Here is a 19,648-nt window from a genome sequence, read left to right as displayed (position 1 = left end):
TTTAGAATTTAGCTTTATGATGTTACAATTATGCTTCAATAAATATAATTTTTCGGATGTTCTTTCTAAAATGGCAATATTTTCTCAAAAATCAGAAACAGAAATTATAAAATCATTTGAAACTTTAAAATCATTTTTGTATAATGTAGACTTTGACAAATTAGAGGATAGTGTTTTATCTACAATTATTCAGTATTCAATAGGCTTGAGTTCTCATAATGAAAAAGATATAAGAGTGCAAGCTACAAGAACAATAATATTGTTATGTAAGTCTAAATATAAAGAGTTAGCATTAAATCAATTATCTAAAATGATGGATAATGAGATATATCAGATTAAAATTGAAATAATATATGGTGTCTATGAATTAGATTTTAAAGATAATACAAAAAAGAACTATATTATAAAGAAGGGATTAGTAGATAATCATTATTTGATACGAAAGGCTGCAAATGAAACCAAAGAGAAAATAAACATAAATAATGATACAATCTAGAATAAATTTATTACTATTTATAGCTTCTTACTAAAGTTGGATGGACTAGGGGTACAAAAACATTATCAAGATACGGATTTTATGACTATAGTATAGATTTTATGATATATAAACAAATGGTTTAAAAGGCTTAAGGATAATCTTAAAAAGCTTATAAAATAAATTGGGAAATACGAATTAGACTTATTATCTTGCGAAAGAATCCAATGGTATTTGAATATGCATAAATTAAATGTTGAGGGTTTTCTAGGAAATTATATTTAAGATGTATATCGTTAAAAAATAGTTGATAGAGATGAAGTGAGTCTATCTCTCCATCTCCTTACCCATGTAAATTCCGTAATTTTTTCGTATCTTATAAAGCTCGTCCATAGTGGATTTTGAGGAAGAATACTCTTGCATAAGGGGATTCTTTTTTTCTTGCAATGTATCAAGTTTATCTAAAATATCCTTGGAATTTGGCAGTTTTGAATAGGATTTTTTAGTTTTGCAAGAGCCGTTTCGTAGCGTGTGATTTCAGCCTTATGCTCTTCATAAAATGTTTTATCGTAAGTATTCAGCTTATATTCTTTGTAGTAGGCTCGATACTGTTTAACAGTATGAACTTGTTCCATAGTATCAGAAAGTAGCTGCATATCCTTATCAATTTCTTTGATTTTATCTTGTATATTTTGTCTTTCTTCAGCATTTTTTCTGATGTATTCATCAAGCTGCTTGACAGAGTTAATGCCATGTTCTCTGATATAAATAACAGACTCAGTCATTGTATGAAGGCTATGTTTGGTTGCCCAATATTCGTAGCTTTTGTTTTCCTTTACCTTTGCATTGGTGTTCATGTCAATAACATTGCCGATGCGTTTTTTGACGGCAGGAGTCTGGATATACTCTCTTTCTGTAATGCGTTCTTTTAATCTTTCTTCGCTATAATCTTTTCCGATTGTTTTAGTCCTTGTAAATCTCGCCTTATTTTTTGGCTTAAAAGCAATGTGCTTACCAAACTTAATTTTATAATCAAGAGATTTCATATTTTCTAAAAACTCTTCCCAAGATTTAGACTTATTAATCATTCTATCTATATCAAATTGCAGTTTAGATTTCCAGGAATTTCCGTTCTTACTTTGGTCAAACTCATACCAAGATTTACCGTTAATCTTATATTTTTTCTTATAGCTTTCGTCAAACTCGTCAATGACAGATAGGTTGTTTTCTTTGCATAGTTTATCGCCCTAATAACGGATTTGATGATAGCTTTTCTTATCATACAGGTAGCATCCGCCGTTACCATATTTACATTGTTGAAAATGATGTGAATGTGAATATGTCCTTTGTCTATGTAAGTAGATAAGACAAATTCGTACTCATTTCTTAATATTTTTTACAGAGTTTCATACCAATCTGGTGTGCTATTTCAGGCGTGGTTTCTCCCGGTAAAAATGATTGAATGAGATGTCTTGCAAGAACGGTTCCTTTTGTTCCTGCGTCATTTCGTGTCCTTAAAAACTGAGTGTGAGTAGTTGGTTCGGGACATTTATGAGTGCTTACTAAGATTTGCTCATCCGTTTTTTCTACATTAACAATATATGAAATGGCAAGATTAAGTGTTGATTTATTTAGAAGTAGGGAGTGGATCTGCCATATTTCTCTTGATAATTTTTCTATCTGTTTATTCATCGATTCGATTTCATTTTTGTAAATAATGCCAGTTGTATTAGTAGCTTTTGCAATCTGATTTATATTATTTGTTGCATTCGAAAGTAGCTATTGAAGATCTCTAAATGGTTCTAAATCTACAACAAAAATTTCTTTTTCTAATACACATTTCCTAAGAAAGTGGGACATGGTTTTGCAATTTGCAAGTTTCATTTTCTTTTCAAAGATTTCTTTTTCTTCCTTAGTTAGTTTTATTTTTATTCTTTCATTTCTAAATCTATTTGCCATTTTGTTTTCCTTTATAAAATGTATTTCGGGGTCTTAGGGTTCTCCCTAACAAGCTAAAAATTAGCAGTAGACTTCAACCAATCGCTAACTATATTAGCTCTTGGGAAGTCCTTGCATAGCATCTACCAAACACTCAAGTAAACTTTTGTGTGGTTAGGTGCGTAAAAAAATGGAGCATGCCGTAAAGGTCTGCTCCATTAATTTTTTTCGTAAGTGTCCGTACACTTATTGTGCTTGCTATTAAAGCTATAAGCGTTAAGCGTGTTATTTATATTAAATCAATTATACCATACTCAGAATATAAGTTCAGGCACTATTGACAAATACTGAATTACTATTTATTATTAAATATAAATTCGGTATTGAAATAGAACGAGGTGTGATATGGCACAAGTATTAAAAGAAGAAGTTAGAAATAGAATACTCGAAGCAGCAGAAAAAGTATTTTATAAAAAGGATTATAGAGGTGCCAAATTAACAGAAATTGCAAAAGAAGCAGATATTCCTGTGGCACTTATTTATACCTATTTCAAAAATAAGGAAGTTTTGTTTGATGCAGTAGTAAGTTCTGTTTATATAAACTTCGAGTCAGCTTTTAATGGGGAAGAATCTTTGGAAAAAGGTTCTGCTTTTGAAAGGTTTGATGAAGTTGGAGAAAATTATATTCATGAGCTTTTAAAAGAGCGTAAGAAGTTAATTATTTTAATGGATAAAAGTTCAGGTACAAAGCATGCAGAAGCAAAACAAAAACTCATATCGCAAATGCAGGTTCATATTGAAGTAAGTTTAAAAAGACAATCAAAACAGGAATATGATCCAATGCTTGCCCATATTTTAGCCAGTAACTTTACAGAGGGGCTTCTTGAAATAGCGAGGCACTATCAAAGTGAAAAGTGGGCAAAAGATATGCTAAAACTTATTGCAAGGTGTTATTACAAGGGAGTGGAATCCCTGTAATCAGCACTAAAAAATAGACTTTGTGTAATCAGCAAAGTCTTACTTTAAACCTTAATATTGAATTTAAATTCAATATTATTCAATTTTGAAAGGAGCGTTGTTCATGACGGAAAAGGAATTAAGGAAAAAAGTGATTGGGAAAAATGGTTTATCCAATTCACTTCTTGCTTTAAAAATAGTATTTGATTTGATACCACAAATCTTACTTGTATATTTGATTAGTTCGTTAATCACAAACAATATTAACGAAGGTAATTTAAAGTATATATTTGGGGGAATCTTTATATCGTTTGTGTTAAAAGGCGTGTTTTACTATTTTGCAACAAAGGTTGCTCATGAGAAAGCATACGAAAAATTAACAGAACTTAGGTTAGGTATTATTGATCATCTAAAAAAACTAAGTTTAGGATTTTTTAAAGAACATAATACAGGGGAGCTTACGAACATTGTTCAGCATGATGTGGAGCAAGTGGAAGTATACCTTGCTCATGGTCTTCCTGAAATAATGGCAGTTACGCTTCTGCCTACCATTATTTTCATAGCTATGATTTTTGTAGACTGGCGTCTTGCTCTTGGAATGATTGCCGGAGTTCCACTCATGTATTTGGTAAAAGTTCTTTCACAGAAAACAATGGATAAGAACTTTGTTATTTACTTTAACCACGAAAAGAAGATGAGAGAAGCGCTAATGGAATATGTAAAAAATATTTCTGTTATTAAGGCTTTTGCTAAAGAAGAGGAGATAAGTGAAAGAACATTAAAAACGGCAAGAGAATATGTTTACTGGGTTAAAAAGAGCATGGGGATGGTAACAATCCCAATGGGACTCATTGACATATTTATGGAGATTGGAGTGGTAATTGTCATGATTTTGGGAAGTATCTTTCTTTATCAGGGGAATATTACAACGCCTAATTTTATCCTTGCAATTATTTTATCATCTGCGTTTACAGCATCTATAAGTAAGACTGCTACATTGCAACATTTTTCTATTGTGTTTAAGGAAGCACTAAAGGCGATTGGAAAAGTTTTAACAGTTCCGCTTCCAAACAAAAATACAGAACAAGGTTTAGAGTTTGGAAATATAGAATTTAAAGATGTGAATTTTACATATGGAAAAGATGGTTTTGAGCTTAAAAATATCAATTTAACTTTTAAGAAAAATAGTTTGAATGCCTTTGTAGGAGCAAGTGGTTGTGGAAAGAGTACGGTATCTAATTTGCTTATGGGATTTTGGGATGCTGACAGCGGACGAATACTAATAAATGGGAAAGATATAAAGGATTACAGTCAGGAAAATATTTCAAATCTTATTGGAAGTGTGCAACAGGAGGTTATCCTTTTTGATTTAAGTATTTTTGAAAATATAGCAATCGGAAAACTAAATGCAACAAAAGAAGAAGTCATAGAAGCTGCTAAAAAAGCAAGATGCCATGATTTTATTTCTGCTTTACCAAATGGATATGAAACACGAGTAGGTGAAATGGGAGTTAAGTTATCCGGTGGAGAAAAACAAAGAATCTCCATAGCGAGAATGATACTTAAAAATGCACCGATTTTAATATTAGATGAGGCAATGGCAGCTGTTGATAGTGAAAATGAAAGACTAATTGGCGAAGCAATTGACGATTTAAGCAGGGATAAAACCATCATTACAATTGCTCATCATCTAAATACGATTAGAGATTCAGATCAAATTATAGTTATGGATAAGGGTGTTGTTCTTGATGCGGGAAGTCATGAAGAGCTGATGAAAAGATGTGAGTTCTATAAGGATATGGTTGAAGCACAGAACAAGGTAGATAGATGGAATTTGAAAGAGGTGGTAACAGAAAATGTTTAGAGAAATGTTAAAACTACTTACAAAAACTGGAAAGAGAGATTTGATTATATCAAGTGTATTCTTTGCCCTTTATGGACTTAGCTCCATAGCCATGATTGTTATCGTATTTTCTATACTGTTCCAAATCTTTGATGGAACGAGCTTAGTAAGCCTATATAAATATTTTATTGCGATTGGATTACTTGTAGTCTTCAAAGGTATTTGTAATATGGTCGCAGATATGAAAAAGCATAGTGCAGGTTTTGATATTGTTCAGCAAATAAGAGAACGCATGATTATTAAATTGAAAAAATTCAGCTTAGGATTTTATACCAATGAAAGACTGGGCGAGATCAATACAATTTTACACAAAGATGTTGATAATATGTCCCTTGTTGTAGGACATATGTGGTCAAGAATGTTTGGTGATTTTTTGATAGGTGCAGTTGTATTTGTTGGTCTTGCAAGTATTGATTTAAAACTTGCTATTTTAATGGCAGTATCTGTTCCGATTGCACTTATCTTTCTATATTTAACAATTAAGCAATCTGAAAGAATTGAAAATCAAAACAACTCAGCACTTCTTGATATGGTTAGCTTATTTGTTGAATATGTGAGAGGGATACCTGTATTAAAGAGTTTTTCAAACAATAAGAGCTTGGATAATAAGCTTATGAATAAGACAAAGAAGTTTGGAGAAACAAGCAAAGCAGCTTCAAGATTCAAGGCAAAACAATTATCTATATTTGGGTTTTTACTGGATATTGGATATTTGGTTCTTTTAATTGCAGGAACAATATTTGTTGTAAAGGGAAATCTTGATGTACTTCATTTTATTATCTTTGCAGTAATTTCAAAAGAGTTTTATAAGCCATTCGCTTCTATGGAACAACATTATATGTACTATGTTTCGGCGGTAGATAGTTATGAGAGACTTTCAAGAATTTTATATGCAGATGTAATCCCGGATAAAGTGAATGGAATTGTTCCGCAAGATAATGATATAGCATTTGAAAACATAGATTTTTCTTACGAAAAAGATGAATTTAAAATGGAAAACTTGAGCTTTTTTATTGCTGAAAAAACAATGACAGCCTTAGTTGGGGAATCGGGAAGTGGAAAGACTACGATAACCAACTTGCTTTTAAGATTTTATGATGTGCATAAAGGAAAAATTACACTGGGAGGAACTGATATAAGGGATATTCCTTATGATGAGCTTTTAGATCGTATCAGCATTGTCATGCAAAATGTTCAGTTGTTTGATAATACCATTGAAGAAAACATCAAGGTAGGTAAAAAAGGAGCAACAAAAGAAGAAATCATTGAAGCTGCAAAGAAAGCAAGGATACATGATTTCATTATGAGTTTACCAAAAGGTTATGAAACTGATATTGGAGAAAATGGCGGGATTTTATCAGGTGGACAAAGACAAAGAATATCTATTGCAAGAGCTTTTCTAAAGGATGCACCTATTTTAATTCTTGATGAAATGACAAGTAATGTTGATCCTGTAAATGAATCTTTGATACAAGATGCCATTACAGAACTCGCAAAGAATAGAACTGTACTTGTAGTGGCTCATCATTTAAAGACAATTCAAAAAGCTGACCAAATTCTCGTATTTCAAAAAGGCAATTTACTTGAAAAAGGAAAGCATAGAGAACTTCTTGAACAAGATGGCTACTACACAAAATTATGGAAAGCACAGTATGAGGTATCATCATGATTTTGTTAAAAGATGTTTCTTATGAATGGGAAGATGGACGAACTGCTTTAAAAAATATCAATCTTGAAATTAAAAAAGGTGAATTTATTTTAATTTCAGGGAAAAGTGGAAGTGGTAAAAGCACACTTGGAAGTGTAATGAATGGTCTTATTCCGCTACTTGAATAAAAATGGCCAAATACTTGAATTAAAACTAGCCAAATACTTGAATTGAAATTAGACAAACACTTGAATAACTGATAAAATCTACTTAAGCATGAGTATGGGAGGCAATGATGAAAGAGTATTTACCAAGAATTGCAGATAAATTACCAGCGTAATATAATAAAACCGCTAAATGACTAGCTTTAGCGGTTTTATGAGAATATTGAAAGCAGCAAAAACGCCCACTTTTTCGCACGGTTGCTCAACCGTTGCTCAACCATAAAACGGGTAAACGATTCACGGCTTCTGTATATTGCTCTATGCTTTTGTGCATATATATGCGTTCCGTGATGTCCGATCCAGCATGCCCCACTATCCTTTTTATCAGAACCGGGTCGATTCCAGCGTTGCCGCACATGCTTATGAACGTATGTCGCGATTCGTGTGGGTGGTGTGTAGGCAGTCTCAAATCCGCCAAAAAAAGCTTTAATCTTCTATAATAAGTGTCCCCCGTAATTCCACCAAAGAGATACGGGCTGCCCTTTTCAGCCGCCCGTTTGTATAGGTAGTCGGCAAACGGCAAGACGCAATCAGCAATAGGGATAACGCGGTTCTTCCCAGCCTTCGTTTTTTCGCCGCCTATCATATAGCGATCTGCTATGTGTACATCGGCGATGGGCATATTCGTAAGTTCCCGCAGCCGTGCACCCGTATAAATGTATAGTAACGTCATTTTTGCGATGTCATTATCGCGATGATTCCAAATGGTTCGTATTTCCTCTGAAGTGTATACGTGCATCGTGCGTACGGGCCTTGCGTGCTTACTTATGACGATGTCGGAGAAGTAGTTCCGCGGTATGGCGTCAAGCTTTACCGCAAGCGACCCAATAGATGTGAAAAAACCTTTTATGTTTAGCATTGTAGTTTGAGCCATATTGCTATCATCAAATAGCGGCTGTACGTGGCTCGCCCGTATATCCCGCATCGGGCAGTTCACAAACTGTGCACACAACTTTTTAATTCTTTTATATTGCCGTATACGTGTGGGCGATAGACCCTCACGTTCGGCATTTTTTATACGTAATTCGATGCAGTCGCCGAATGTAAAGACCTTTTCCCCCCTCGCGGCGGGTTCGTATCGGGCAAGGGCCAGATAAGCTTCTTTTTGCGTCGCAAAAGAGCCAAGAGCTTTACGATGTGCTTTTCCGTCCGGGCCGTATCCCAGCGTGACCACAGCTCGATAGGGCTTACGTAAAGCCTTATGCTTCATCTTATAGACCGAGCCGGTCCCATTTGCTCTCTTCACTTTTCCCGATCCCCTTTCCCGGGCGTGGGTATGTCCCGCGCCCGCTTTTAACGTATCTTAGATTGCTTAATAACTGCAAGCCCTAATACTTTAAAATCCTCACAGTTATCAGCAGTAAATACCATAGGAGCGTATTTGGGGTTTTCAGAAACGAGCATGACGCCATCCATGGTCTTATAAAAACGTTTTAAACAAACGTTGATTCTGTCTATTTCAAAACAACCAATCTGACCGTTTTCAACTTCCGGTTGTTGCCGTACAAAAACTATATCCCCGTCATTAATGCCGGCTCCGGTCATGCTGTCGCCCCGAACGGTAATACAGAAGTCAACCTTTTGGTTGCCGTCAACCGGGACATAATACGTGTCCTGTCCGTCAAGATTTTCAAGAGGTTGCCCCGCGGCGGCATACCCTAACATAGGCACTTTCTTCATTTCAGGCTTAAATGTTCCTTTTGGTAATTCTTTATTCCAGACGGCAAGCATATCTTTTTCTTTTTGTATTCTGATTTTCCAATAAGCCACATAGGATTAACACCCAATACTCTGGCAATAGCCTCAATAACGGGTATTTTTGCTTTTACTATTTCTCCTTTTTCGTAACGTGAAATTGTAGAAGCGGCAACCTTTATAGCCTCCGCCAATTCTTTGGCGGTCATATTTTTTTCTGTTCTTGCGATTGCTATTCTTTTGCCGATTAAAAGGCTGTCCAACTTAGTCATGGCAATTATCCCCTTTTCCCTTTTCTGTATTTTATTATAACAATAATTATTGCATTAAGCAAATTGAAATATAAAAAATTTTAAAAAAAATTGCACAGGGCTATTGACGTTTAATTTTAAAAGTTGTACACTATGAATGTAATAATTGCACAGCGCAATTCAATAAAAGAGAAAAGGAGGTTATGACAATGCTAAATACCCGAAAGATTAAAGCCCGCATGGTAGAGTTGGGGTTAACACAAAAAGACTTAGCGGCGCCTCATATTTTAGATTGTAGCGAACCGACTGTAAGTCAAAAATTAAATCGTGTTAGACCGCTCACATTAGATGAAGCCGATTCTTTAGGCAAGGCTTTAAAGTTAAGCGATAGGGAATATTATTACTATTTTTTTGCTCCGGAAATTGCGTAGCGCAATTTGTACAAAGTCGATGTAAAAAGGAGGTTTGCTTATGAACGAGTTAAAAATATTTACCAACAGTACTTTCGGTAATGTTCGAGTGATTAAACAAAACGGAGAACCATGGTTCGTGGCTAAAGATGTATGTGATTGTTTGGATATTAGTAATTCAAGGCAAGCATTATCTAGGCTAGATAACGATGAAAAGAATAGTGTCATTTTAAATGACGGTATTCCGGGGAACCCAGAAAAATCAATAGTAAATGAATACGGACTGTACAATCTTGTGCTTTCAAGTCGAAAACCGGAAGCGAAAGAGTTTAAACGTTGGATAACACATGACGTAATACCGAGTATCCGACAGCACGGAGCGTATATGACGATAGACACGGTAGAACGGGCGATGAATGACCCCGACTTTATCATTGGCTTACTAACGAACTTTAAACAAATAAAGACGGAAAAAGAACAGGCACTAAAACAGATTGAAGCGGATAAACCGAAAGTGTTATTTGCCGATACGGTGAGTGCCAGTCATACAAGCATATTAATTGGAGAGTTAGCCAAGATTATGAAACAGGCAGGATTGAATGTTGGTCAGAATCGTTTGTTTGAACGCTTACGTCAAGACGGGTATTTGATTAGCCGTAAAGGAACGGATTATAACATGCCGACGCAAAAGGCAATGGACTTAAAGTTGTTTGAAATAAAAGAAACAACGGTCAGTCACGCCGACGCAAAAGGCAATGGACTTAAAGTTGTTTGAAATAAAAGAAACAACGGTCAGTCACGCCGACGGTCATATCAGTGTTAGTAAAACACCGAAAGTGACCGGCAAGGGACAACAATATTTTATTAATCGCTATCTGGGGCAATGAGTATAGAACTAAAAGAAAGGAGCTGATGCGATGAAAAAGACGATTTCCGTGCAGCAGATGGCTGCGGTTCTAGGGTACACAAGCACGGCCGTGCGAGAGTGTATAGCACTGGGGCGCTATCCTTTCGCGCAATGCTGGAAAACACCGGGACACAAAGGTCGCACATTCGTTATTGACCGATTGGGCTTTACCTTTTATCTGGCGCATACGCTGGGGTGGTCCGGTGAAGCAATAGCGGAGGGATTTAAAAACGCTGGGCTTTAGAGAGAGAGAGAAAAAAGTAAGGAGCAAAGTGAAAGCGTTATGAGGAAAAGGAGCAAAAAAATGACAGATGATAAAAAAGAAAGAAAGCTGTTTAACGGTGCACCACCGAAAGATATAGATGAAAAAATATCTGAATTTGTAGAAGAGCTGTTTAAAAAAGATATCCAATATACCACCGATTTTTTAAAATTTTCAACAGACGAAATAAAAGATGGTAAAACATGCATGGTCTTGACACACAACAGAATCGAAAACCTCCAATTTCTTACGATGATGTGCGGAATTTTGAATAATCAAATACATATAATGGAAAAGATTAAAGATAAGATGTTAGCCGACATCAAAGCAGAAGACGACGACTTTACAGAAAGTTTGATTAAATCTTTATCTTGAAGGAGTGATGATAAATGAATATACAAGAAAAAAATGAAAGCATAAAGAGAACGATGGTTGAAAAAAGGGAGCTGCGGCAAAAGAAAGCGGCGTTAGATCGGTTGGAAGATGCCATTAATACCTTTGACAATGAAGCGTGCCTTTTGACGCTTTCGGCTGACGGGAATACCGTAACCATCCACTTTATAAGCGGTAGGCGTAAAACCGTTAATATCCACTGCGATAGCGGAATCGCAATGCTGTATGACGTATTAAAGCAAGGTTTTATAGAGTAAAGGAGCGAGAAATGAGAACGATAACTCAAGAAGAAATCGACGAGAAAGCAAAAGCCCATAAACTGTGGTGGGACACTAACGGGGGGCAGGGCAAGCGAGCGGTATTTAGAAATGTCCTTATAACAAACAAAGATTTTTCACATCAAAATTTACGTGGGGCATTATTTGAAGATATAAGGTGCACATATACGAATTTCGAAAGAACAAATTTATCTTCTGCGAGGTTTAAAAATGTAAGTTTTCATCAGGTAAAATTTAGAGACGCAAATCTTACCAGCACTACATTTTTGCTCTGCGACATTACCGATACTTCGTATTTTTATGCGAATTTAAAAACCGCCGCATTTACAGGCACAATCTTAATTGACGTAGATTTTAGGTCTAGTAATTTGCATTGCACAAACTTTTCCGCTGCAAAAATTAAAAATATATTTGTAACAAACGCGATACAGATAAGCGTCATTGGACAAAGGGTGATTTGCACACAGGTGAACACATCACGGAGAAATAATTTAATATCCTATTGGGCAGATTTAGGAATATGGACAACAGGTTGCTTTCAAGGAACGCTTGAAGAATTAAGAGAAAGAGTCGCTCAAAAACACGAAAACAATCCATTTTTGCGGGATAGATACGAACGAGCTATTAATTACATTTTGGCAGAAGATAAAGCAGATAAAGAAAAGGAGCGAAAAAATGACAGATGATAAAAAAAGAAAAAGTACGAGGAGTAAAAGATTTTCTTATAGACGAAAATTGAAATTTACATACGAAAATAATGACAGATATTGAGAGACCGGAAGGAAGTCGTATAAAGGAGGCGGGTGGCATGTATGTGCTCATGCAGTATATCAGGGATTACATTTGGGACCGTCCGGACGAATGCCGGGAATGGTTGAAAGAAAAAGCGGGAAAAGAAGAGAGGAGGGATGCCAATGCCCGGACCAAGACGGCGAAATCGTTACAGATGGGGACGAATTAGCCCGGCAGTTATTATCTTGCCGGTGTTTGTCTTTGGCATTGTTTCCGGCGTAAAGGCGTTGATGACTGAGCCTGAATACGTCGAAAAGGTGGTTGTGGTTAATGATAATGAAACGCTTTGGGATATCTGCTCCAAAATCAACGACGATCGTGAAGATGTACGGGTCATGATTTACCGGACCATGGACCGTAACCACATTACGGATGCCCGGAAGATTCAGCCGGGGCAGAAGCTGCTCGTCCCTATTTTGAAGGAGAAATAGAAATAGCCTGCTGTTGGAGGCAACCAACGGCAGGCCGGAGGAACGATATTTCCCGATAGAATCCCGTTCCAATTGTACCATTATTAAATGGAAGGGCGTGATTACATTATGTAAGTACAAGTATTAATGATAGAAGACAACCAATACTTGCAAAAATAAATGCACAATTGCCCTATACTGAACGAAGCAAGTAGAAAAAAAGGGCTCCTTTTTGAAAGGCGGCTCTACTATGTATTCACTAAAAGTATATCACATTATCAGACCGAAAGGAAGAAACCAATGATTGAAATAAAGATTACTGCTGAATCAGCAGAACAAATTACAAAAGAAATTCAAGGATTAGCAGAAAAGGTAGGAGGTGTGCGTTTTTCCGACATTAACGATGGCGATACGGTAGCAGTTACACCGGCAGCAAAAACACCTATCATTGAAGCCCCTATGCCGACGGGGGAAAAGACCGGTTCTGTGGAAGAACCGGTACCAGCTACCACCGCCCTTCCAACGGCTAAACCGCCTACATATAAACTTGAAGAAATTATGGCGGCGTGCGGCCCGCTTCTTGATCAAGGGAAACAAGCTGAATTATCCGCTCTTGTGCAAAGCTTTGGTGCGCGATCTATTTCATTCTTAAGCAAGGAGCATTATCCGGCTTTAGTCGTTAAACTTAGAGAAATGGGGGCGCACATCTAATGACAGTCCATGCGAAATTATCAGCTAGTAGTGCCTATCGATGGATTCACTGCCCCGGGAGTGTTTCTTTATGCGCGAAATTTCCCGATACGACTTCGGATTTCGCCAGAGAGGGGTCTTACGCCCATGCTATAGCGGAGCAAAAGCTGCTAGCCTACAAAGGGGATATTACAAAAGCTACCTGCACACGTCGTATCAATAATCTAACCGATACGGACGAGAAAGAAGAGTGGAAAAAGGAAGCTATGCGGCATACGGATACCTACCTCGATTATGTTAATCAGGTGGCACTCTCCGTTGCTGTAGCTCCTTTCATCGTAGCTGAGAAGAGGGTCGACTTTTCAGCGTATGTGCCGGAAGGTTTTGGTACGGCCGACTGCCTTATTTTCTTAGGCGACGAGCTTCATGTGGTTGATTTTAAATATGGCAAAGGGGTAGCGGTTGATGCTGAGGATAACCCTCAGCTAAAACTCTATGCACTGGGGGCTATACATGACTACGCACTCATTTATGGAGGTATTACTAAGGTTAAACTCGCTATCGTACAGCCTCGGCTAAATATTATTAGTGAATGGGGGCTTACGGCGGACGAACTTCGCGCTTGGGGTGAGACCATCAAGCCTATAGCTCAAGAGGCCTTTGAAGGGTCTCCTACATGCAAGGCAGGGGACTGGTGCCGTTTTTGTAATGCAAAAGTTGAATGTAAGGCACGGGCTGAACACTATGCTGCGGTTGCTCTCATGCCTAGACACGACCCAAGACTCATGACTAACGATGATCTTGCGGGGTACATCCTGATAACAGAAGGCATGGATAAATGGATGAAAGAGATCAAGGAATTGGCTCTTACGAAATGCCTTAACGGCGAAGACATTAACGGTTATAAAGCCGTAGCCGGCCGTAGCACTCGTTCTTTTACGGATATGGACGAAGCTTTTAACGTGCTGATGCGGCATGGTATAGATGAGGCTATTCTATACGAGCGCACGCCGCTAACATTGGCCAAAGTTGAAAAAGTTGTTGGGAAGAAAGAATTTAACGCCTTAGTAGGTGATTACATTATTAAATCAGAAGGGAAGCCTACATTGGTTCCCGTAACAGACAAGCGAGAAGCAATCACTAATCAACAGTCTGCTTCTGACGTATTTACAATAGTTAAAGGAGAATAACATTATGGCAACAAACATCGTACTTCAAAACATTCGTGGTTCTTATGTTCATATTATGGAACCTTATGCAGCACAACCCGGCCAAGAGGCTAAATATTCCATGACAATTCTTTTGCCTAAAACCGATACAGCAGGTAAGGCTCAACTTGATGCAGCTATTGCTGCTGCAGTTGAGCAAGGGAAAGCACAAAAGTGGAATGGCGTAGCACCGGTACAGGTCCCTCACCCTGTACATGATGGTGATGGTCTTAGAGCTAACGGTGAACCGTTTGGAGCTGAGTGTAAAGGGCATTGGGTATTTACGGCATCGTCTAAATTACCGATTGAAGTGGTAAACGGGCAAATGCAAAAAATCTTGTCCCCTACTGAGGTGTACTCCGGTGCTTACTATAATGTGGCGGTTAATTTCTACCCTTACTTCTTCTCCGGGAAAAAAGGTATTGCTGCAGGTCTCGGGCCGGTGCAAAAAGTGAGAGACGGCGAGTCTTTTGGTGGGAGTGCTCCTTCTGCTTCTTCCGTGTTCAGCGCGGTGGAAGCACCTGCGGATCCGTTTTAGGAGGTAGCCATGAAACACTTGTCTGTGGACATTGAGACGTTCTCGGACAATGATATAGTCAAAGGAGGGGTATTCAAATATGTGGATGCCCCTAATTTTGACATATTATTGTTCGCGTACAGCGTTGATTTTGGTCCTGTACAGATAGTTGACCTCGCAAATGGGGAAACGCTCTCACAGGAGATAATCGACGCATTAAATGACCCATCTGTAATCAAGCATGCGTATAATGCTGCCTTTGAAATTACCTGCCTTAATAAGGCGGGTTATACTACGCCGGTTGATCAATGGCGATGCACTATGCTTCACGGCCTATATCTTGGCTACCCTGCGGGGCTTGCCGCATTAGGTAAGGCTCTACTTCTTCCGGATGATAAAAAGAAATTGGCAACGGGTAAAGCCCTTATTCGTTACTTCTGTGTTCCTTGTAAAGCTACCAGGTCAAATGGGCAACGAACAAGAAATCTTCCGCATCATGATATGGCTAAATGGAATCTGTTCAAAGCGTACTGTGTGCAGGACGTAGTAACCGAAATGGAAGATTATAAACGACTTTCCGCTTTTCCTGTACCCGACTTTGTACAAGCCCAATGGGTAACAGATTATAAGATGAACCTACGGGGGATTGCCGTCGATACAGAGCTCATCAACGGTGCTTTGGCCATTGATGATGAAGAAAAGACGGAGCTTACTCATAAGGCTATTGCGTTAACGGGGTTAGATAACCCTAACAGTCGCAATCAACTGCTCGATTGGCTCAACGATAATACTAACGTGTCTATGGATACATTGACTAAGAGTAGCGTTGCTGATGCGCTCGGTATAGCCGACGATATGGCTAAGACGGTTTTATCTATTAGGAGCAAGTTGTCCAAGTCTTCTGTAACTAAGTATAAAGCTATGGTGTCCGCCATGTGTGCCGATAATCGTGTGCGTGGATTGCTTCAATTTTACGGAGCTAATCGCACCGGACGATGGGCGGGGCGACTCGTACAAGTACAGAATTTACCTAGAAACTATATCGAGCCGCTTGACGTAGCACGAAACAGGGTTAAGGCCGGTGACCGAGTAGGGCTATCTATTCTGTATGGGGATGTTTCGGATACGCTGTCTCAACTCATACGAACCGCTTTTATAGCACCGGAAGGATACTCGCTTGTTGTGACTGACTTCTCCGCTATTGAGGCTAGGGTAATCGCCTGGTTATCGGGCGAACAATGGCGGCAAGATGTATTTGCTGAGGGCGGTGACATTTATTGTGCATCAGCATCCGCTATGTTCCATGTGCCTGTAGAAAAGCACGGGGTTAATGGCCAATTACGGCAAAAAGGAAAAGTGGCCGAACTCGCCTTAGGCTATCAAGGGGGGCCTAATGCTCTGATTGCTATGGGGGCACTTAAAATGGGGCTTACGGAAGAAGAGCTGCCTGACATTGTCGCTAAGTGGCGCATGGCATCACCTCATATTCGTAGCTTTTGGTATGCTTGTGAGGATGCTGCCATTCGTGCCGTCCGAGATGCAGAGGTCGTCCACATACCGCATGGTATTACTTTTAGAAAAGAATGCGACCCCGTATATGGACTCACATTCTTAACTGTCGAACTACCTAGCGGACGAAAGCTATATTATCCGGAACCTCATTTACAGGTGAATAAGTTTGATAGGGAAGCTATACACTATAAAGGACTTCAGGTGGGGCGGTGGTGCACGTTATCAACTTATGGCGGTAAACTGGTAGAAAATATTACTCAAGCCGTTGCTCGTGACTGCCTGGCAGAAGCAATCGAACGGCTTGACGCAGAAGGATATCGACTCTTAATGCATATTCATGATGAAGTGGTATTAGAAGTGCCAACCGTTGATCTAAAAGAAAAAGGTCTTGACCACGTTAACCGGGTTATGTGCCAAACCCCGTCATGGGCGGAGGGGCTACTGATGAACGCTGCGGGATTTATTAGCCCGTATTATATGAAAGATTAGAAAAAAAGGGGGGGGAATCATTGCAAAACGATAGACTACTAACTATATCTATCGGCAAGAGCCGACTATCAACTGACTGGCAACGGTCGGACCTCATGTGGTCGGAATTCGTGGATAGGCTCCGCACACCTATTCGGACCACTGAAACCTTTGAAGCGTATAGCCGTCTATCTAAAGCTGAGAAGGCTAAGCTAAAGGATGTGGGAGGTTTTGTAGGTGGATGTCTAAAAGGTAGCCGCCGTAAGTCTTCGGAGGTACTCAGCCGGGATCTGATTACCTTGGACCTCGATACAATCCCTGCCGGCGGCACTAAAGATATTATCCGTAAGGTAGCGTCACTTGGTTGTGCGTATGTCATTTACTCGACCCGCTCTCATGCAGAGCACTGCCCCAGACTTCGTATCGTTATCCCGTTAGATAGGGCTGTATCGGCGGACGAATATGAGCCTATCGCTCGTAAGATCGCATCAGCTATCGATATGACAGCGTGCGACGCGACGACATTTGAAGCTTCTCGTCTTATGTATTGGCCGTCGTGTTCTAAAGACAGTCACTATATATTCGAATACGATGACGCGCTTTTTGTGTCGGCTGATGGTATTCTGAGTCTCTATGAGAATTGGCATGATGTTGGTGATTGGCCGATTATTCCGGGGGGCGAAGATGGACCTAGGGTGGCACGCGCTAAGGCGGAAGACCCAACAACAAAGAAAGGTATAGTCGGCGCTTTCTGCAGGCTGTATCGCGTTGAAGAGGCGATGGAGAAATTTATTCCTCATGCCTATGAATCTACTGATAAAGACGATCGTTTTACCTATACGGGGGGCACAACGGTAGCGGGGGCGGTGGTATATGATAATGGATTGTTCCTATACTCCAACCACGCTACAGACCCCATATGCCACAAGTTAGTGAACGCCTTTGATCTTGTTCGCTTACATCGGTTCGGTGACTTAGATAGTGAAGTTAAAGACGGCACGCCTATCAACCGTGTTCCGTCGTATCTTGAAATGTGTAAGCTGGCAAGGAGTGACGAGGCTGTCGCTATTGAACTCGAAAAAGAACGTATGAAGGCGGGTGATGTATTTGAAATGGTAGGTACGCCCCGCGCTGACGGGGCTATCGAATTGAAGGCCGAGGCGTCTCTCGACTGGCAAAAGCATGCCGAACTAAAGCGAAATGATAATGGCAAGGTTCGCCCCACGATAGATAATATCCTTCGTATTCTTAATTTTGACCCGGTTTTAAAGGGAAAAATCGTACTGGATGAGTTTTCTGTACGGGGGCTGGCTATGGGCGCATTACCTTGGAATCCTACGCGGACTGAACGCCTGTGGGACGACAGTGATGATGCGGGAATTAAATGGTATCTGGAAGATAAATTTGACATTACCGGAGATACTAAGATTATGAACGCCGTCACCTTAGTAGCCCAACAGAATAAGGTCAATCGTGTACGAGATTATCTGGATAGCCTTGAGTGGGATCATGTACCTAGGCTGGATACTGTTTTAGTTGATTACTTAGGAGCAGAAGACACGCCTTATACAAGAGCCGTTGCCAGAAAGGCGTTTGTAGCGGCCGTGGCCCGTGTCTATGATCCAGGCACTAAATGGGACTATGTACCGATCCTTATCGGCCCTCAAGGGGTCGGTAAATCAACCTTCCTAAGAACGATCGGTATTAATTGGTTTAGTGACTCCTTACAGTCTTTTGACGGTAAGGACGCTGCCGAAATGATTCAGGGGGTATGGATTAATGAGTTAGCAGAAATGGCATCCTATTCCAAGTCGGAGATGAACGTTGTTAAGCAGTTCTTATCTAAATGCGATGACATCTACCGTCAAGCCTATGGCAGACGGACTGCAAGATATCCTCGCAAGTGTACTTTCTGGGGAACAAGTAATGATCATGATGTACTACGTGATCTCACGGGGAATAGGCGGTTTTGGCCTATTGAAGTTGGCGTGGACAAACCTTGTAAGAGCGTGTGGGACACCTTAGAGGGCGAAGTTGACCAGCTGTGGGCAGAGGCTCTTCAATACTACTGCATAGGTGAAGCGTTATATATGGAAACCGACAAATTGAAAGCGTTATCAGAGAGCGCCCAAGAGGCGCATCGAGAAACGTCTACTAAAGAGGGGATGATATATGATTTTATAGAAAAGCCGGTGCCTATCAATTATGCTGACCTTTCCATTGATATGCGCCGCCAATTTTGGGCGGGGACTATGATGATTGATACAGCCACTCTCGTACCTCGTGATAGGGTGTGTGCTATTGAAGTGTGGGTAGAATGCTTTGGTGGTCATCTGAACTATATGAAGAAATCAGATGCTAGGGAGATCAACCAAATCTTGGGCAATATGGATAGTTTAGAGAGGATTACTACAGGGAGATTTGGTCCTTATGGTATCCAGAGAGGGTTTAAGATGAAAGGTAAACCTGTGGATAAGTTGGGAAAAAAGCTGTAAACATTCATGATTCTGTAAACATTCTCAAATATAAATATGATTGAGAATGTTTACAAACACTGAGAATGTTACAAAGAATGTTTACGTATAAATACAGTAATTATAAGGCTTTATAGTAGTTGTAAACGTTGTAAACATTCTTTCTTATAGTAGATATAGAAATAGGTAATTAGGCGATATATACGCTACCTAAATTACCTAATCTAATATATATA

21 protein-coding genes and 3 pseudogenes are annotated in these 19,648 nt (G+C 39.3%); 19 read left to right on the top strand and 5 right to left on the bottom strand.

The window, feature by feature from the left end:
• Positions 1-16 precede the first annotated feature (16 nt).
• Entirely contained in the window at positions 17-496 is a 480-nt protein-coding gene (locus HMPREF1040_RS01085; protein ID WP_141557779.1) for a hypothetical protein, read from the top strand.
• A 306-nt stretch (positions 497-802) separates the two neighbouring features.
• Here the strand turns inward: HMPREF1040_RS01085 and HMPREF1040_RS08245 are convergent.
• A pseudogene (locus HMPREF1040_RS08245) lies at positions 803-2,125 on the bottom strand (relaxase/mobilization nuclease domain-containing protein).
• A pseudogene (gene mobC, locus HMPREF1040_RS08085) lies at positions 2,099-2,434 on the bottom strand (plasmid mobilization relaxosome protein MobC); the annotation flags it as partial. The pseudogenes mobC and HMPREF1040_RS08245, both read right to left, overlap by 27 nt.
• 384 nt (positions 2,435-2,818) lie before the next feature.
• On the opposite strand from mobC, the gene HMPREF1040_RS01070 reads away from it, so the two are divergent.
• The 4 genes and pseudogenes from HMPREF1040_RS01070 to HMPREF1040_RS07765 form a co-directional block, all read left to right on the top strand.
• Positions 2,819-3,391, top strand: a complete 573-nt coding sequence (locus tag HMPREF1040_RS01070) for a TetR/AcrR family transcriptional regulator (RefSeq protein ID WP_007392010.1) — start codon at positions 2,819-2,821, stop codon at positions 3,389-3,391.
• Between the two features lie 103 nt (positions 3,392-3,494).
• The gene (locus HMPREF1040_RS01065; RefSeq protein WP_007392062.1) at positions 3,495-5,234 is read left to right on the top strand and encodes an ABC transporter ATP-binding protein; all 1,740 of its coding nucleotides are present in this window, start codon (positions 3,495-3,497) and stop codon (positions 5,232-5,234) included.
• On the top strand, positions 5,227-6,942 hold the full coding sequence (locus HMPREF1040_RS01060; RefSeq protein ID WP_007392124.1) for an ABC transporter ATP-binding protein: 1,716 nt from the start codon (positions 5,227-5,229) through the stop codon (positions 6,940-6,942). The genes HMPREF1040_RS01065 and HMPREF1040_RS01060 overlap by 8 nt, the downstream gene beginning before the upstream one ends.
• A pseudogene (locus HMPREF1040_RS07765) lies at positions 6,939-7,097 on the top strand (ATP-binding cassette domain-containing protein); the annotation flags it as partial. The gene HMPREF1040_RS01060 and the pseudogene HMPREF1040_RS07765, both read left to right, overlap by 4 nt.
• 250 nt (positions 7,098-7,347) lie before the next feature.
• On the opposite strand, the gene HMPREF1040_RS01055 reads toward HMPREF1040_RS07765, so the two are convergent.
• The 3 genes from HMPREF1040_RS01055 to HMPREF1040_RS07875 all read right to left on the bottom strand — a co-directional run bounded on the left by HMPREF1040_RS01055 (position 7,348) and on the right by HMPREF1040_RS07875 (position 9,112).
• The gene (locus HMPREF1040_RS01055; RefSeq protein WP_176604701.1) at positions 7,348-8,082 is read right to left on the bottom strand and encodes a tyrosine-type recombinase/integrase; all 735 of its coding nucleotides are present in this window, start codon (positions 8,080-8,082) and stop codon (positions 7,348-7,350) included.
• 356 nt (positions 8,083-8,438) lie between these two features.
• Entirely contained in the window at positions 8,439-8,876 is a 438-nt protein-coding gene (locus HMPREF1040_RS07760; protein ID WP_141557778.1) for a LexA family transcriptional regulator, read from the bottom strand.
• On the bottom strand, positions 8,822-9,112 hold the full coding sequence (locus HMPREF1040_RS07875) for a helix-turn-helix domain-containing protein (protein ID WP_050791345.1): 291 nt from the start codon (positions 9,110-9,112) through the stop codon (positions 8,822-8,824). The genes HMPREF1040_RS07760 and HMPREF1040_RS07875 overlap by 55 nt, the downstream gene beginning before the upstream one ends.
• 188 nt (positions 9,113-9,300) lie before the next feature.
• Between HMPREF1040_RS07875 and HMPREF1040_RS01040 the strand changes: the two genes are divergently transcribed.
• The 14 genes from HMPREF1040_RS01040 (at position 9,301) to HMPREF1040_RS00985 (ending at position 19,433) form a co-directional block, all read left to right on the top strand.
• Positions 9,301-9,522: a helix-turn-helix transcriptional regulator gene (locus tag HMPREF1040_RS01040; protein ID WP_036257221.1), complete on the top strand. Its 222-nt coding sequence runs from the start codon at positions 9,301-9,303 to the stop codon at positions 9,520-9,522.
• 40 nt (positions 9,523-9,562) lie between these two features.
• The gene (locus tag HMPREF1040_RS08240; RefSeq protein ID WP_255261320.1) at positions 9,563-10,276 is read left to right on the top strand and encodes a phage antirepressor; all 714 of its coding nucleotides are present in this window, start codon (positions 9,563-9,565) and stop codon (positions 10,274-10,276) included.
• A complete protein-coding gene (locus tag HMPREF1040_RS08235; protein ID WP_255261319.1) occupies positions 10,269-10,388 on the top strand; it encodes a phage antirepressor KilAC domain-containing protein in 120 nt (39 codons plus the stop codon). Before HMPREF1040_RS08240 ends, HMPREF1040_RS08235 begins: the two co-directional genes overlap by 8 nt.
• A gap of 30 nt (positions 10,389-10,418) precedes the next feature.
• On the top strand, positions 10,419-10,652 hold the full coding sequence (locus HMPREF1040_RS01030; RefSeq protein ID WP_036257219.1) for a hypothetical protein: 234 nt from the start codon (positions 10,419-10,421) through the stop codon (positions 10,650-10,652).
• Positions 10,653-10,712: 60 nt separating this feature from the next.
• Complete coding sequence (locus tag HMPREF1040_RS01025) at positions 10,713-11,045, top strand: hypothetical protein (protein ID WP_007392061.1); 333 nt, start codon at positions 10,713-10,715, stop codon at positions 11,043-11,045.
• A 14-nt stretch (positions 11,046-11,059) separates the two neighbouring features.
• The gene (locus tag HMPREF1040_RS01020) at positions 11,060-11,320 is read left to right on the top strand and encodes a hypothetical protein (RefSeq protein WP_007392047.1); all 261 of its coding nucleotides are present in this window, start codon (positions 11,060-11,062) and stop codon (positions 11,318-11,320) included.
• Between the two features lie 11 nt (positions 11,321-11,331).
• Positions 11,332-12,027 carry a pentapeptide repeat-containing protein gene (locus HMPREF1040_RS01015; RefSeq protein ID WP_007392117.1) on the top strand — a complete coding sequence of 232 codons (696 nt, stop codon included), beginning with the start codon at positions 11,332-11,334 and terminating at the stop codon, positions 12,025-12,027.
• Positions 12,028-12,149: 122 nt separating this feature from the next.
• Positions 12,150-12,302, top strand: coding sequence for a hypothetical protein (locus HMPREF1040_RS08080; protein WP_007392050.1), 153 nt, complete (start codon positions 12,150-12,152; stop codon positions 12,300-12,302).
• Positions 12,256-12,564 (top strand): LysM peptidoglycan-binding domain-containing protein, encoded by a 309-nt coding sequence (locus HMPREF1040_RS01010; RefSeq protein WP_007392065.1) that lies wholly within the window; start codon positions 12,256-12,258, stop codon positions 12,562-12,564. The genes HMPREF1040_RS08080 and HMPREF1040_RS01010 overlap by 47 nt, the downstream gene beginning before the upstream one ends.
• Positions 12,565-12,843: 279 nt before the next feature.
• A complete protein-coding gene (locus HMPREF1040_RS07640; protein ID WP_007392108.1) occupies positions 12,844-13,254 on the top strand; it encodes a hypothetical protein in 411 nt (136 codons plus the stop codon).
• The gene (locus HMPREF1040_RS01000; protein WP_007392049.1) at positions 13,254-14,423 is read left to right on the top strand and encodes a DUF2800 domain-containing protein; all 1,170 of its coding nucleotides are present in this window, start codon (positions 13,254-13,256) and stop codon (positions 14,421-14,423) included. Before HMPREF1040_RS07640 ends, HMPREF1040_RS01000 begins: the two co-directional genes overlap by 1 nt.
• 4 nt (positions 14,424-14,427) lie before the next feature.
• Positions 14,428-14,979, top strand: a complete 552-nt coding sequence (locus HMPREF1040_RS00995) for a DUF2815 family protein (RefSeq protein WP_007392057.1) — start codon at positions 14,428-14,430, stop codon at positions 14,977-14,979.
• Positions 14,980-14,988: 9 nt separating this feature from the next.
• Positions 14,989-16,959 carry a DNA polymerase gene (locus HMPREF1040_RS00990; protein ID WP_007392032.1) on the top strand — a complete coding sequence of 657 codons (1,971 nt, stop codon included), beginning with the start codon at positions 14,989-14,991 and terminating at the stop codon, positions 16,957-16,959.
• A gap of 20 nt (positions 16,960-16,979) precedes the next feature.
• A complete protein-coding gene (locus HMPREF1040_RS00985; protein ID WP_007392014.1) occupies positions 16,980-19,433 on the top strand; it encodes a virulence-associated E family protein in 2,454 nt (817 codons plus the stop codon).
• The last annotated feature ends 215 nt before the right edge of the window (positions 19,434-19,648 follow it).

It is taken from the genome of Megasphaera sp. UPII 135-E (assembly GCF_000221545.1).
Taxonomy (GTDB): domain Bacteria; phylum Bacillota; class Negativicutes; order Veillonellales; family Megasphaeraceae; genus Megasphaera; species Megasphaera hutchinsoni.
Note: the sequence above shows the minus strand (reverse complement) of the source record. Positions and strands in the feature narration are given on the sequence as shown.